General features: G+C 72.0%; 17 protein-coding genes. 12 read left to right on the top strand and 5 right to left on the bottom strand.

The features are described from left to right. Window positions 1-24: 24 nt before the first annotated feature. The gene (locus ABZ780_RS07605; RefSeq protein WP_357009433.1) at window positions 25-1,071 is read right to left on the bottom strand and encodes an Rv2578c family radical SAM protein; all 1,047 of its coding nucleotides are present in this window, start codon (window positions 1,069-1,071) and stop codon (window positions 25-27) included. 91 nt (window positions 1,072-1,162) lie between these two features. On the opposite strand from ABZ780_RS07605, the gene ABZ780_RS07610 reads away from it, so the two are divergent. Continuing rightward, on the top strand, window positions 1,163-1,582 hold the full coding sequence (locus ABZ780_RS07610) for a DUF393 domain-containing protein (protein WP_357009430.1): 420 nt from the start codon (window positions 1,163-1,165) through the stop codon (window positions 1,580-1,582). Here ABZ780_RS07610 and ABZ780_RS07615 read toward each other — a convergent pair. From ABZ780_RS07615 to trxA, 3 genes are all read right to left on the bottom strand, one after another. After that, on the bottom strand, window positions 1,546-2,517 hold the full coding sequence (locus ABZ780_RS07615) for an HTTM domain-containing protein (protein WP_357009427.1): 972 nt from the start codon (window positions 2,515-2,517) through the stop codon (window positions 1,546-1,548). The two genes, ABZ780_RS07610 and ABZ780_RS07615, sit on opposite strands and share 37 nt — an antisense overlap. Then, entirely contained in the window at window positions 2,514-2,954 is a 441-nt protein-coding gene (locus ABZ780_RS07620; protein WP_357009424.1) for a hypothetical protein, read from the bottom strand. The genes ABZ780_RS07615 and ABZ780_RS07620 overlap by 4 nt, the downstream gene beginning before the upstream one ends. A 154-nt stretch (window positions 2,955-3,108) precedes the next feature. Next, on the bottom strand, window positions 3,109-3,471 hold the full coding sequence (gene trxA, locus ABZ780_RS07625; RefSeq protein WP_357009421.1) for a thioredoxin: 363 nt from the start codon (window positions 3,469-3,471) through the stop codon (window positions 3,109-3,111). 556 nt (window positions 3,472-4,027) lie between these two features. Between trxA and ABZ780_RS07630 the strand changes: the two genes are divergently transcribed. The 11 genes from ABZ780_RS07630 (at window position 4,028) to ABZ780_RS07680 (ending at window position 12,408) form a co-directional block, all read left to right on the top strand. Beyond that, window positions 4,028-4,543, top strand: a complete 516-nt coding sequence (locus ABZ780_RS07630) for a MaoC family dehydratase (RefSeq protein ID WP_357009418.1) — start codon at window positions 4,028-4,030, stop codon at window positions 4,541-4,543. Between the two features lie 112 nt (window positions 4,544-4,655). Continuing rightward, a complete protein-coding gene (locus ABZ780_RS07635; protein ID WP_357009415.1) occupies window positions 4,656-5,159 on the top strand; it encodes a hypothetical protein in 504 nt (167 codons plus the stop codon). A gap of 53 nt (window positions 5,160-5,212) precedes the next feature. Beyond that, the gene (locus ABZ780_RS07640; protein WP_357009411.1) at window positions 5,213-5,836 is read left to right on the top strand and encodes an RNA methyltransferase; all 624 of its coding nucleotides are present in this window, start codon (window positions 5,213-5,215) and stop codon (window positions 5,834-5,836) included. A 71-nt stretch (window positions 5,837-5,907) separates the two neighbouring features. After that, on the top strand, window positions 5,908-6,591 hold the full coding sequence (locus ABZ780_RS07645; protein ID WP_357485057.1) for a DUF6758 family protein: 684 nt from the start codon (window positions 5,908-5,910) through the stop codon (window positions 6,589-6,591). A 116-nt stretch (window positions 6,592-6,707) separates the two neighbouring features. Next, window positions 6,708-6,866, top strand: coding sequence for a hypothetical protein (locus ABZ780_RS07650; RefSeq protein WP_007455302.1), 159 nt, complete (start codon window positions 6,708-6,710; stop codon window positions 6,864-6,866). Between the two features lie 6 nt (window positions 6,867-6,872). Continuing rightward, complete coding sequence (locus ABZ780_RS07655; RefSeq protein ID WP_357009409.1) at window positions 6,873-7,748, top strand: PH domain-containing protein; 876 nt, start codon at window positions 6,873-6,875, stop codon at window positions 7,746-7,748. Window positions 7,749-7,851: 103 nt separating this feature from the next. Further along, window positions 7,852-8,610: a SigE family RNA polymerase sigma factor gene (locus tag ABZ780_RS07660; protein WP_357485060.1), complete on the top strand. Its 759-nt coding sequence runs from the start codon at window positions 7,852-7,854 to the stop codon at window positions 8,608-8,610. Continuing rightward, entirely contained in the window at window positions 8,607-9,869 is a 1,263-nt protein-coding gene (locus ABZ780_RS07665; protein ID WP_357009403.1) for a hypothetical protein, read from the top strand. The genes ABZ780_RS07660 and ABZ780_RS07665 overlap by 4 nt, the downstream gene beginning before the upstream one ends. Window positions 9,870-9,916: 47 nt before the next feature. Then, on the top strand, window positions 9,917-10,789 hold the full coding sequence (locus ABZ780_RS07670; protein ID WP_357485062.1) for a PHP domain-containing protein: 873 nt from the start codon (window positions 9,917-9,919) through the stop codon (window positions 10,787-10,789). 40 nt (window positions 10,790-10,829) lie between these two features. After that, on the top strand, window positions 10,830-11,444 hold the full coding sequence (locus tag ABZ780_RS07675; protein WP_357009396.1) for a MarC family protein: 615 nt from the start codon (window positions 10,830-10,832) through the stop codon (window positions 11,442-11,444). Between the two features lie 136 nt (window positions 11,445-11,580). Beyond that, window positions 11,581-12,408 (top strand): PD-(D/E)XK nuclease family protein, encoded by an 828-nt coding sequence (locus ABZ780_RS07680; protein ID WP_357009590.1) that lies wholly within the window; start codon window positions 11,581-11,583, stop codon window positions 12,406-12,408. 100 nt (window positions 12,409-12,508) lie between these two features. Here the strand turns inward: ABZ780_RS07680 and ABZ780_RS07685 are convergent, their stop codons facing one another. Further along, window positions 12,509-13,372, bottom strand: a complete 864-nt coding sequence (locus tag ABZ780_RS07685) for an oxygenase MpaB family protein (protein WP_357009393.1) — start codon at window positions 13,370-13,372, stop codon at window positions 12,509-12,511. Window positions 13,373-13,394 lie beyond the last annotated feature (22 nt).

Raw genomic sequence — 13,394 nt, forward strand, 5'->3', positions numbered from 1 at the left:
CGCCGACTGTAGCTCTGGACCCGACTAGAGCAGGGTCAGCTGCTCGGCGGCCGGCGGTGCGGGCGGCTCGGGCAGGCTGCGGTTGTCGCCCTGCTCGGCGCGGTGCAGCCCGTGCCGGCGGGCCGCGATCCGCACCCGCGCGGTCAACTCCCGCTGGTACGCCTGCGGGGCGTACGCGCCGGCGCGGTAGAGCTCGCGGTATCGGGGCACGAGGTGCGGGTAGTCCCGGGCGAGCCAATGCGCGTACCACTCCCGAGCGCCGGGCCGCAGATGCAGGGCCAGCGGGGTCACGCTTGTCGCCCCGGCGGCGGCGATCGCCGACACGGTGGCGTCGATCGACTCGTCGCTGTCGCTCAGGCCGGGCAGGATCGGGGCCATCAGCACCCCGACGGAGAAGCCGGCGTCGGTGAGCGCCCGGACGGCGGCCAGCCGGCGGCGCGGGTGCGGTGTGCCCGGCTCGACGGCACGCCAGAGCTGCTCGTCGACGAAGCCCACCGAGTAGGAGATGCCGACCCTGGTCACCTCGGCGGCCTCGCGCAGCAGCGGCAGGTCGCGCAGGATCAGCGTGCCCTTGGTCAGAATCGAGAACGGGTTGGCGAAGTCCCGAAGCGCCGCGATGATCTGCGGCATCAGCCGGTAACGACCCTCGGCCCGCTGGTAGCAGTCCACGTTGGTGCCCATCGCCACGTGCGCGCCCCGCCATCTCGGCGCGGCCAACTCCCGTCGGACCAACTCGCCCGCGTTGACCTTGACGATCACCTTCCGGTCGAAGTCCGCCCCGGCGTCGAGATCGAGATAAGTGTGTGTATTTCTCGCGAAGCAGTAGACGCAAGCATGAGAGCAGCCCCGGTACGGGTTGACCGTCCACTCGAACGGGACGCGGGACTGACCGGGCACCCGGTTGAGGATGGATTTGGCCTGCACCTCGTAGAACGTCATGCCGGCGAACTCGGGGGTGTCGAAGGTGCGGACGACGGCGCCGGGCAGCGCCAGCGGCAGGGGTGGCGTCGCTGGCGCTGCCCGCTCGGGGTCTCCCTCAACCGGGGGAGCGGTGAGGTTGTCCCAGCGCATGGGCACTATTCGAACACGTGTACGAGCGCGGCGCAAGTGACCCGCCGGACACCCGTGCTCGATCTGCGGATCGGGAGGGGAGGATGGAGCCATGGAGAGGTCGACCTTCGTCTACGACGGGGACTGCGCGTTCTGCACACGGTGCGCGGAGTTCATCGAGCGCCGCATCCCCACCGGCGCGCGGGTGGTGCCCTGGCAGTTCGCCGATCTGGACGCGCTCGGCCTCACGGCCGCCGAGTGCGAGGAGGCCGTGCAATGGGTGGGCGCGGACGGCTCCCGTGCCGCCGGCCCGGACGCCATCGCGAAGCTGCTCGCCGCGAGCGGTCCGCTCTGGCGGGTGGCCGGCGCCGGGCTGCGGTTCCCTCCGGTACGCGCGGCGGCCTGGCCGACGTACCGCTGGGTGGCGCGCAACCGGCACCGGCTCCCCGGCGGCACGGCGGCCTGCTCGCTGCCGCAGGAGGCCCGGGAACGGCTCTACGGCCCGGCCGGTCGCCCGACCACCGGAGCCTGACCGCCGAGCGGCGTCGGCTCCGCACCGGCTCTTACCGGGGCCTGGTCGGGCGGCACCGGCTCGGTGTCGACGCCCGCCGGGTCCGGGGTGGCTGTCGCTGACCCGGGAGTCTCGCGGCCGACGAGCCGGCGCGCCCAGACCAGCGGGCGGACCCGCTCCAGCGGCAGGAAGCCGGTCATCGCGGCCAGGTGCGGCGCGAACGAGATGGTGATGGTCGCGATGGTCACCGCGTGGAACGAGTAGAAGAAGCCGACCATGGCGAGTCGCCAGCGGGCCGGCAGCAGGAAGATCGCCGGGCTGAGCAGCTCGAAGGCCACGATGCCGAACTGGGCGACAATCAGCAGGTACGGCACCTGGGCGATCAGGTCCGCCAGGTCGGTGCCGCGTCGGATGATGGCCCGGGCCAGCACCGAGCCGGTCAGCCAGTCCAGGCCGCCGAAGCGCAGCTTGGCAAAGGCGGCCAGGAAGTACGTGCAGATCACCGCGATCTGGGTGACCCGCAGCGCCCAGCCGCCGGCCTCGGTGCGGGTGGTGTCGCCGTGCCGGGCACGACCGGCGGTGGGCAGCACGGCGAGCGCGACGAGCAGGCCGAACCGGTCGTGGTCGACCTTTCCGTAGCTCATCGCGATGATCATCCACTCGAGGTACAGCGCGCAGACCGTCCAGCCGAGCAGCCGGGGCGCTCGACCGGTCGCGGCGAGCAGGGCCACGAGCAGCAGCACCCAGAAGACCACCGCCACCAGCGTCGGCGTCGGCGTCGGCAGCGGGAGGATCCGGCCGATCAGCAGCGGCTCGTACAACTCGCCGGGCACGCTGGCCCGGGTGCGTACCCAGGGGGTGAAGACCACCAGGTCGGCGGCGACGAAGAGGTAGATCAGAGTCCGGAAGGCGGCGATTCGGCCGCGCGGCACCGCCTCGGTCAGCCAGCGGCTCATCGGGTTGCCTGCCAGCGGACCACGGTCTCGTCGGTGTGCTTCCCGGTGGGTCGGCCGGCGTGGATGCCGTGCCAGCGGATGACGATGCGGACCTCGACCAGCGCGGGGGCGTCCGGGTGGCGTTCGGCGTACGCGTCGGCGACCTGGGTGAGCAGCGTCGGGTCGGCGACGTACCGGTCCTGCTGACCCTCGATCTCGGCGCGGCGGATGCCTGTCGCGTTCTGGTCGAGGTCGATCACGGCGCCGGCGCTGTTCACCCCCTCGACGCGGGTGTCGGGGGCGGGCGCGTTCGGCGGGTTGGAGGTGGAGTACATCCGGAACGGGCCGAACGGGAAGTCATCGTCGCTGCCCCAGAAGGTGCCGACGATCAGCAGGACGAGGCCGAGTGCGGTCACGCCCAGCCGGGTCACGCGCCCGCGGGTGGTCAGTTTCTCCATCGGGTCGTGACGATACGGGATGTACCGACCGGGCTGGTTCCTACCGACGGCCATTCCCGGCTGCCCGGGTGGTGATCATGGGAGGTGTGTCCGGGTACGACGAAGGCCGGGCCCGAACCGGGCCCGGCCTTTCGTGCCGTCGTAGGAGGACGACTCAGTGGTTGTGCTCGGCCAGCTGCTTACGGACGTCGTCCATGTCCAGCGCCTCGACCTGCTCGATCAGGTTCTCCAGCGCGGACTCGGGGAGGGCGCCCGGCTGGGAGAAGACGATGACGCCGTCCCGGATCGCCATGATCGTCGGGATCGAGCGAATGTCGAACTTCGCGCCCAGCTCCTGCTGAGCCTCGGTGTCGACCTTGCCGAAGACGATGTTCTGGTGCTTCTCCGAGGAGCGCTCGTACACCGGGGCGAACCGCTTGCACGGACCACACCAGTCGGCCCAGAAGTCGACCAGGACGATGCCGTCGCTGCCGGTCACCTCGTCGAAGTTCGTCGAGGTCAGCTCAACGGTTGCCATTGCACTCTCCGATCACCGCGGTTTACCTACGTCCCGTAGAACCAGGGCTGACCGTATCGAATTCCCGGGCGGTCGTACACGAAACGTGCTCCGGGGCTGCCCGCGGGGGCCGTCCGGCGTCATCGACACGCATCTGTTCATCTCTGTCCTGCTGATCGCAAATGCACGACGCACTTGCGTGACCTGCCGTGATGGGAGCGTTTCCAGAGAGATCCACGCGATCGAGCTCTACGAATCGGTAACTTGACCCTTGACGAGGACGTATCCGGCCTGCGGAGATCGCTGATCAACCCGCGTTTCGTCACTCACAGTATTGTTACAAAAAGATAAATGTGACCTCGATCTCTGTTGAAGCTACGCGACCGTAGGGCAGAATTCACCGCATCAGAGCGTGGGCGGCGGGTGCCGGGGAGGGCCCCGCCGCTCATTGCGTCTCCCCCTCCGTGCGAGTGACCGGTGTGACATTTCCGCCGGGGTCACGCCCCGCCGGCCGCCCTACTCGCCAGTAAGGCATGCTGTCCCGAACTCCATCGCCGCCCGTCGAAGGGGACCCAGGATGCAGTTCGGCCGCTACTACGAGGAGTTCGAGGTCGGCGCGGTCTACCGGCACTGGCCGGGCAAGACCGTCACCGAGTACGACGACCACCTCTTCTGTCTGCTCACCATGAACCACCACCCGCTGCACATGGACGCGCACTACGCCGAGACGTCCAGTCAGTTCAAGCGCAACGTCGTGGTCGGCAACTACATCTACTCGCTGCTGCTCGGCATGTCGGTGCCGGACGTCAGCGGCAAGGCCATCGCCAACCTGGAGGTCGAGTCGCTGCGGCACGTGGCGCCCACCTTCCACGGCGACACCATCTACGGCGAGACCACCGTGCTGGACAAGCGGGAGTCCGGCTCCAAGCCCGACCGGGGCGTGGTGTCGGTGGAGACCCGCGGCTACAACCAGGACGGCACCATGGTCTGCGTCTTTCGCCGCAAGGTCATGGTCCCCAAGCGGGAGTACGCGGCAAGCGCCGTCGCCGACGGAGTGGACCCGGAGCGGCCCAGCTTTCCCGAACCACGCTGAGCATCGAGGCGGAGCGTCTCCGCCGGCCACGGCCCCTTTCCCCCGTATCAGCTTTTGCTGGGGAAAGAGGCCGTGTTCCCGTTTCGGGGCTTATGCTGACGCCGGAGGTCCGATGAGCCACTCCGTCGCCGGAGAGCCGCCCTCAGCCGGGCGCCGAGCCGCACCCTTGACCACCGCCGTCTACTCCGCGGCTGAGTGGGATCTGCTCACCAGCCTGCCCGGTCGGGTTCTCGTGGCCGCCGCCGCATCCGGCCCCGGCCGCCCGGAACGCGGGGTGGTGGCGGGCCTGGCCGGGCTCGACGCGGTGGCCGCCGGCCGTGGCTTCGACAGCGATCTGGTCCGGGCGGTCGTCGCCGCCATCTACGCCCGCCACGACGGCGCACCGGCACCCGCCGCACGCCTCACCGACCTGGTGGACCTGTTGGCCGCCTGTCGGGCCGCGGTCCGGGTCCTGCAACGGCGCGCCGACCCGGCCGATTCGGCCGCGTACCGCCAGTGGGTGCAGTCGGTCGCGGGCCGCGTCTGCCGGGTCGTGCCCGGCCCCGGCGGGCTCGCGGCGAGCCCGGCCGACCGGCGCTTCCTGGACCGGCTCGGTGGCGCGCTCGGGTTGGGCTGACCCGGCGGGCCCTCGCGGTGGCCGCCGGGCGAGGGCCGTACCCTCTGATGACCGTGACCGACGACCAGCTTGAGGTGGGTGTGGGCCCCTGGACGGGTGACCCGCCCCAGGACCCGCGCTACGACCCGCAGTTGCTGGCCGAGGGGGACCGGCGCAACGTGGTCGACCGCTACCGCTACTGGCGGCACGAGGCGATCGTCGCCGACCTGGACCAGCACCGGCACGGCTTCCACGTCGCCATCGAGAACTGGCAGCACGACTTCAACATCGGCACCGTCGTCCGAAACGCCAACGCCTTCAACGCCGCCGAGGTGCACATCGTCGGCCGGCGACGGTGGAACCGGCGCGGCGCGATGGTGACCGACCGCTACCAGCACGTGCGGCACCACGAGACGATCGAGGCGTTCGTCGACTGGGCCGCCGGGCGACGGCTGCCGGTGGTCGGCATCGACAACCTGCCCGGCTCCCGGCCGCTGGAGACCGGCACCCTGCCGCGGGACTGCGTGCTCCTGTTCGGCCAGGAGGGGCCCGGCCTCTCCGAACCCGCCCGCGACGCGTGCGGCCAGCTCTACTCCATCGCCCAGTACGGCTCGACGCGGTCGATCAACGCGGGTGTGGCCAGCGGCATCGCCATGCACGCGTGGATCCGTACCCACGCCGGCCCGCCGCCGGACTGATCCGGCGCAATCGGACGTTCCGGCTTGACGCGCCGGTGCTGCGGGGTGACGGTGGGGATGTGAGTGTCGCGGTGAGTTGTCCGAGATGCGGGGGCCCGGTACGGGCGCCGGATCTGATGCACACCGAGTCGAGGTGCCTGCGCTGTGGCCCGGTGCCGCCGCTTCATGTGCCCGAGCACATCGGGGCGGAGATCGTGGCGAGCGTGGTCGAACGGATCACCGCGACCGCGACCGCGGGTCCACCGGGGACGCCGCTGTGGTGCCCGTGGCCCCTGCCGCCCGGCTGGACCCTCACCGGCGTGGCGTACGCCGGGGACGACCGCACCGGAGTGCGGGCGACGGCGGTGGCCTGCGCGGGCCCGGCGCCGCTCGGTGGTGGTCCGGCGGACCTGGTCTTCGTGGCCGAGGAGCCGGGCGTGGGCCTCGGCACCAGACTTGCCGGTCTGTCCGGCCCGGACCCGGGGCTGGAGTTGGTCGACGCGTTGGCCGACCCCGGGCCGGGGCATCCGGAGCACGTCGGGCAGGCCAGGATCCGCGTCGGTGGCCACCCGACTCCACTGTGGTTGGTGAATTCGTCGACGGATCGAAGCGCGTACGCCGGCGAAGCTCGGGGAATGTGGCTGCATGCGATAGCCTGGCCGGCGAGTGCGGGTCACCTGCTCGCGGAAGAAGTCGTGTTACACGACCTGACCGAGTGGACTCCTCCCGAGCTCGTGTACGGCGCACCGTCCCCGTACCTACCCGGGAGGGCTTGACAACCCCTCCGGATTGACGGAGAACGGACGCAGATATTCACTGTACGACACCACACTGATACTCTGGGTGCCGCTGCGGTAATGGGACCCGGCGCCGCGCGAGAGGATGGCCCGCCATGGTCAAGAAGGTCCTCACCTGGGCCGGAATCGCATTCTTGATCTTCTTCGTCGCCTATCGGCCAAACTCTGCGGCTGATGTGTTCAAGTCGCTGGGCGGCGGGATCATGGACATCGCCCAGGGGTTCGGCGACTTCTTCACCAGCCTCGTCGCCTAGCCGCCGATGGGCAGCCCCTCCGGTCCACCCTTCGACCCGGACGACCCTGACCGGGAACGCCGCGAGCGCGACACCGAGCCGATCCCGCGGATCGACCCCGATGACGGCCCGGGCTACGGAGCTGGCCCTGGCCTGTCCGGCGGTCCGTCCCTTTCGGACGACGTCGGCTACGGCGACGGGCCCGGCTATGCCGGCGAAGGCCGGTCCAGTCGGGCCTGGATCCGTGATCCGGAAGCCAGCTACCAGCCGCCGCAGATCTCCGAGGACGAGCTGGCGGGGCTGCGTGCCGACGCGACCGGGGCGACTCCCCGGCGGGTGCTCCCGCTGGAGGACGAGCCCAGCTCGCTGGTCGCCCGTTACCTCTTCCCCACCGAGCGCTACCGGGGTGAGTGGAAGCGGCACTGGATCCACCTCACCACCCCGCTGTTGATCGGCATCGCGGCGACCTTCGTGCTCGGCTACCTGTCCGGCTTCCTCGCCGGAAAGAACGTGGGCGCGCTGACGACCATCGCCGTGCTGCTCTGGTTCGCGGTGATGGGTTGGGTGGCCTGGAAGGTCGCCGACTGGTGGTATGACCGTTTCATCCTGACCAACAAGCGGGTCATGGTGGTCAACGGCATCATCACCCGCCGGGTCGCCATGATGCCGTTGGTCCGGGTCACCGACATGAAGTACGAGCAGAGCCCGACCGGCCGTGCGCTCAACTACGGCACCTTCGTGCTGGAGTCCGCCGGCCAGGAGCAGGCGCTCCGCGAGATCAAGAATCTGCCCAACCCGAACGAGCTCTACCTGCGCGTCGTCGAAGAGATGTACGAGCCGCAGGCGGTCGAGGCGCGGCTCGGCAAGGAGGCCGACGAGGCCAAGGCCGACGACGGGGCGTGAAAGTTTTCGTCCGAACATCGGAGCAACTGCGCACCTTTCGTCATGGACCAGACCGCCTCTGACGTGGCACTCTGCCAGGACGGCTTTGGTGCGGAGGTGTGTGGTGGCGAGCAGGGACCCGTTGGAGGAGGAGTTTCGCGAGTTCGTCGCGGCTCGCTCCGCCGCCCTGCTCCGCACCGCCTACCTGCTCACCGGCGACTGGGCCACGGCCGAGGATCTGCTCCAGACGGCGCTGACCAAGACCTACCTCGCGTGGAAGCGGCTCGGCGGGATCGAGGCCGTCGAGCCGTACGCCCGACGTGTGATGGTCAACACGTCGACGAGTTGGTGGCGGCGGCGCTGGCACGGTGAACGCCCCACCGAGGTGCTGCCCGAGCGGGCCGGCGTCGACGAGATCGAGCAGCAACTCGACCGCGACCTGCTCTGGCGACACCTCAAGGAGTTGCCCAACCGGCAGCGGGCGGTGCTCGTGCTGCGGTACTACGAAGACATGTCGGAGGCCCAGACCGCCGCGATACTGGACATCTCGCCCGGCACCGTGAAGAGCCAGGCATCCCGCGCGTTGGGCACGCTGCGCCGACGGATGGGCGCCGCCATGCCGGACCTGTTCGGTGACGCCGCCCGGCCGGACCAGGCCGCCAAGCCTGCCGCCACGGGCCGGGCGCCCCTCGCCGGCACCGCCGGTCGCGGCGCGGGCACCCCGAGCAGGCAGGCCCCGGCCGCCGCGACGGCCCGCCCCCGGCCTGCGGCCGAGCGTGCCGTGCCCCGCCCGTCCGTGCCCCGCCCGACCGCCCTGCCGGTCGAACTGCCCACCGCCCCGGCGGCCGTGCCCGTCGGCACCGGCCCCGGAGACCGGCAGTGAGCGCATTCCCGCGCTCGTCCGACAACCTGAACGGCGGGCCGGGGCGTCCTTACCAGGTGCGACGTGACGAGCTGGAAGGTGCGGTGCGGGAGACCCTCTCGCACCAGGTCGCCGTCGCCCGCCCACTGAGCGCTGACCCGGCCGGCCAGGTTATCCGTCGGGCGAACCGGATCCGGCGGCGGCGGGCCGGGGTCGGTCTCGCCCTCGGAGTGGTCACCACCGTGCTGATCAGCGCCGGCATGGCGCAGCTCGCCAGCGACACCGGCCGGCAGGGCACACCCATCGTCGTGATCGGCGACCCGGACCCCTCGGGTCGGCCGATCCCGTCGGCCACCGTCGAGGCCCCCACACCCACGCCCGGAACGTCCGCCGGCCGGCTCCTCGCCGGGGTCCTGATCAGCGCCGAGGGGACGCGGCTCACGCTGCCGACCGTCGGGCCGGCCGAGCGTGCCCGCCCACTGCCGAGCGGTGGGGGTCTGCTGGTGGTCGGCGCGGAGACCACCGCTGGCCGCTCCCTCTGGGTCACCCAGAACGACGGGCTGGTGCAGGTGCTGCTGGCCGGTGCGGGCCAGATCGTCCTGGCGCCCGACGGCCACCAGGTCGCCTGGCGCGACGGCGACGACCTGCTGACGGCGGGCGTGGTCGGCACGCAGCTCATCGGGACGGTGCGTATTCCGGTGCCGGCCGGCGCGGAACCAGTCCAGTTCGTCGGCGGCAGCGTCCTGGTTCGGCTCGACCCGGCCAGCCCGGGCCACGTCCTGTGGCGGCCCGGCGCCGAGGAGCTGACGACGGTCTCCGAGCGCGGCACCCTGAACGTCTACGGCACGTTGCCCGACGGCCGGCTCATCGCCCAGGTCGCCACGACCGAGTCGCCCGGGGCATGCCTGGCGGTGCTCGACCCGAAGCGTGACCTGAAACGGGTCCGCACCGGCTGCGGCCCGCAGCTGAGCCTGGACGGCGTCGGCGGTGTCTCCACCGACGGGCGGTGGCTGCTGGTGAACGGGTCGGTCGGCGAGGCCGACCGTGCGCTCCTGGTCGACCTGCACCGGCTCGGGCCGGCGCTGACCGCCGCGCCGGCCGGGCCTCCGGCGACGGGTGCGATCGCCTGGACGACCGAATCGGCCGCCTCGTACGTCGACAGCGCCGGCAACCTGGTCCGGGTCGATGTCAAACGGGTGCGGGCCGGAGAGCCCGCCGACGTGAAGCCCGTGCCCGGCCTGCAACCCGGCGACCGACCCGTCCTGGTCACCGGGCCCTGACCGGCACCGCCCAGACCGCGCTCGTCGGTCCTCGGTAGCGTCGGGCGGTGACCTCGCCTACCGGCCCCGCGCCGCGAATCGACCTGCACACCCACTCGACGGCCAGCGACGGCACTCTGACCCCGGCCGAGCTGGTCCGCGCCGCCGCCGACGCGGGGCTGGACGTCCTGGCGATCACCGACCACGACACCACCGCCGGCTGGGCGCCGGCGCTGCGGGCACTGCCCCCCGGGCTGCGCCTGGTCCGGGGCGCGGAGCTGTCCTGCCGCTGGTCCGGCGTGCGTCCGGAGGTGCCGCTGCACCTGCTGGCCTACCTGTTCGATCCGGACCACCCGGAGCTGGTCGCCGAGCTGACCCGGGTGCGGGCCGCCCGCGAGGAGCGCGGCGAACGGATCGTGGCGCTGCTGCGCGCCGACGGCATCGACGTGAGCTGGCCCGAGATCCTCTCCGGTGCGGCCGGAGGCACGGTGGGACGTCCGCACATCGCGCAGGCGCTGATCCGGGCCGGCCTGGTCGGCAGCACCCGGGAGGCGTTCGGCCCCGACTGGCTGGGCGAGCGGTACCGGCTGCCGAAGGAGGACATCGACGTCTTCCGGGCGATCCGGCTGGTCCGGGCGGCCGGCGGCGTACCGGTCTTCGCCCATCCGCGCGCCACCCGGCGCGGCCGGGTCGTGCCCGACGAGCTGATCGCCGAGCTGGCCGCCGCCGGCCTGGCCGGGCTGGAAGCCGACCACGAGGACCACAGCCCGGCCGAGCGGGCACACGTACGGGCGCTCGCCGCCGACCTGGACCTGTTCGTCACTGGCTCATCGGACTTCCACGGCACCCACAAGACCGTCCAGCTCGGCGCGTTCAGCACCGGTGTCGAGGCGTACGAGCGGATCGTGGCCGCCGGGGTGACCGAGGTCGCTTCCGGCTGATCCCAAATTCGGCCGGCTGCGGCACGGCTAGGTTGATCGCGTGGATCTGAAGCTGTTCGGCGAGGTGTTCGTGACCCTGCTGGTGATCACCGACCCGCCGGGCATGATGCCGATCTTCCTGGCGCTGACCGGCCCGCTGCCCGCCCGGGACCGCAACCGGGCGGCGTGGCAGGCCGTCGCGCTGGCGCTCGGCGTGATCGTGATCTTCGCGGTGGCCGGGCAGACCCTGCTCGACTACCTGCACGTGGACCTGCCCGCCCTGCAGGCCGCGGGCGGCCTGCTGCTCGTGCTTGTCGCACTGGAACTGCTCACCGGCAAGGCCGACGACCCCAGCCAACAGACCACCTCGAACATCGCGCTGGTGCCCCTGGGCACCCCACTGCTGGCCGGCCCGGGCGCCATCGTGGCGACGATGCTCTTCGTCCAGCAGGCCGACGGGTGGGGCGATTTCAGCGCCATCGGCGCGGCGATCCTCGCCGTGATGGTCGCGGTCTGGATCGTGCTGCGCTTCTCCGGCGGCATCGTGAAGATCCTGCGCCCGGGCGGCATCGAGGTGCTGACCCGGATCGCCGGCCTGCTGCTGGCCGCGATCGCCGTGCAGCTCATCGCCGACGCGGTGGCCGCCTTCGTCAGGCAGTACGTGAACATGGTCTGACCGGGACACCCGGATGTCGGGGGTGGATGGCAGGATCGCAGGCGTGCGACGAGCCTCTTCAGCCGGACGACCCGCCGCGGGCGGCCGAGCCCCTCAGCAGCGCCCCGGTGGTGCCGAGCAGCTCGGCTTCGAGGGCATGCCGGAACGGTTGTTCGTCTGCACCCCGAGCAAACTCGGCGCGTACGCGGACTGCCCCCGCCGCTACCGCTACTCCTACGTCGACCGGCCCACGCCGCAGAAGGGCCCGCCGTGGGCACACAACTCGCTGGGCGCCAGCGTGCACACCGCCCTGAAGAACTGGTATGCGCTGCCCGCCGACCGGCGCCGCCCCGAGGCCCTGGCCGCGCTGCTCAAGGGCACCTGGGTTCGTGAGGGCTACCGCGACGACGAGCAGGAGCGGGCCGCCTACCGGCGGGCGTTGGGCTGGCTGGAGGCATACGTCGAGACGCTGGAGCCGGATGCCGACCCGCTCGGCGTGGAGCGGGTGGTGGCCGTCAAGACCGCGGTTCTCGCGTTCAACGGCCGGGCCGACCGCATCGACTCCCGCCCCGGGCCGGAGGGCCCGGAGCTGGTCATCGTCGACTACAAGACCGGTCGCACCGGGCTCGACTCGGACGACGCCCGGGGCTCGCAGGCGCTGGCGCTCTACGCGTACGCGGCCGAGCGGGTGTTCCGCCGGCCGTGCCGACGGGTGGAGCTGCACCACCTGCCGACCGGCACGGTCGCCGGCCACGACCACACCGTCGAGTCGCTGGCCCGGCAGTTGACCCGTGCGGAGGAGACGGCCCGCGACATCATGGCCGCCGAGCGGGCGGTCGCGGCCGGCGGCGATGCCGACGAGGCGTTTCCGGTGGCACCCGGCCCGCGCTGCGGCTGGTGCGACTTCCGCCGACACTGCCCGACCGGGGCACAGGCGCCGGGCAAGGAACCGTGGGCGGCCGTGGACCGCCCCACCGACAGCTGACCGACGGGCGGCCGGTCACAAACCGATTCGCCGCCGGCTGACCGTCGGGCGGCGGACACAGACCGGCCGCCGACGGCCGGCACCCGGCGTGAGGGGCAGGTCAGCCGGCCAGCGGCGCAGTGGCGTGGCGCGCAGCCCGCTCCTTGGCGGCCTGCGACAACGGCCCCTCCAGATAGCGGCGGGGCACCGCGCCGAGCGCCAGCCGCAGGGCGCGCACGGTCAGATCCGCCGACAGCGCGGTGGTGGGCAGCCCCAGCCCGCCGTACATCCGGTGAGCCCACGCCGGCAGCAGAGCCAGCGCGGTGCCGGCGATGCCGAGGTACGCCCAGCGCGGTGGGCCCAGGGTGAGCCCCAGCCGGGCCGGCAGGCTCAGCTTCCACGGCAGCGGCGGGGCGGTGAGGAAGAGCGCCGTCTCGGCCGCCTCCCGGGTCATCCGCAGCTCCGGCCGCACCGCGCGGTAGTACGCCTCCACCTCGGCGGCCGTACCCGGGACCGTGGCCGGATCCAAGCCGACGAGAGCGGCCGAGCGGCGCTGCTCGGTGTAGTAGCCGTCCACCTCGTCGTCGGTGAGCGGCAGGCCCGCCCGTCGAGCGGTGCTGAGGAACGACTCGACCTCGGTGACGTGCACCCAGCGCAGCAGGTCCGGTTCGTCGACGCGGAACTCCTCGCCGGTGAGCTGGTCGGTGGCCCGCATCCGGGCGTGCAGCCGGCGTAGCCGCGCCCCGGCCGCCTCCGCCTCGGCGGTGGTCCCGTAGACGGTGGTCGCCACGTAGGTGGCGGTGCGGACGAGGCGTCCCCAGGCGTCGGTGCGGTAGTTGCTGTTCTGCGCGACCCCGGCCATGGCTCGGGGGTGCAACGCCTGGAGGTAGAGCGAGCGCAGGCCGGCGACGATCAGGATCGGCTCCTCGTGCACCTTCCACGTGACCGAACCCGGACCGAAGAGGCCGAGGTCATCGGAGTCCACCGACCAAGAGTGCCACGGTCTG

Source organism: Micromonospora sp. NPDC047467, from assembly GCF_040643095.1.
In the GTDB taxonomy this organism is placed as follows: domain Bacteria; phylum Actinomycetota; class Actinomycetes; order Mycobacteriales; family Micromonosporaceae; genus Micromonospora.

Excerpts from the sequence above, each read along its gene's own strand:
- ABZ780_RS07680 (WP_357009590.1), top strand. The coding sequence starts at position 11,581 with ATGCCGGAACGGTTGTTCGTCTGCACCCCGAGCAAACTCGGCGCGTAC.
- trxA (WP_357009421.1), bottom strand. The coding sequence starts at position 3,471 with ATGGCAACCGTTGAGCTGACCTCGACGAACTTCGACGAGGTGACCGGC.
- ABZ780_RS07610 (WP_357009430.1), top strand. The coding sequence starts at position 1,163 with ATGGAGAGGTCGACCTTCGTCTACGACGGGGACTGCGCGTTCTGCACA.
- ABZ780_RS07630 (WP_357009418.1), top strand. The coding sequence starts at position 4,028 with ATGCAGTTCGGCCGCTACTACGAGGAGTTCGAGGTCGGCGCGGTCTAC.
- ABZ780_RS07650 (WP_007455302.1), top strand. The coding sequence starts at position 6,708 with ATGGTCAAGAAGGTCCTCACCTGGGCCGGAATCGCATTCTTGATCTTC.
- ABZ780_RS07605 (WP_357009433.1), bottom strand. The coding sequence starts at position 1,071 with ATGCGCTGGGACAACCTCACCGCTCCCCCGGTTGAGGGAGACCCCGAG.
- ABZ780_RS07615 (WP_357009427.1), bottom strand. The coding sequence starts at position 2,517 with ATGAGCCGCTGGCTGACCGAGGCGGTGCCGCGCGGCCGAATCGCCGCC.
- ABZ780_RS07655 (WP_357009409.1), top strand. The coding sequence starts at position 6,873 with ATGGGCAGCCCCTCCGGTCCACCCTTCGACCCGGACGACCCTGACCGG.
- ABZ780_RS07635 (WP_357009415.1), top strand. The coding sequence starts at position 4,656 with ATGAGCCACTCCGTCGCCGGAGAGCCGCCCTCAGCCGGGCGCCGAGCC.
- ABZ780_RS07620 (WP_357009424.1), bottom strand. The coding sequence starts at position 2,954 with ATGGAGAAACTGACCACCCGCGGGCGCGTGACCCGGCTGGGCGTGACC.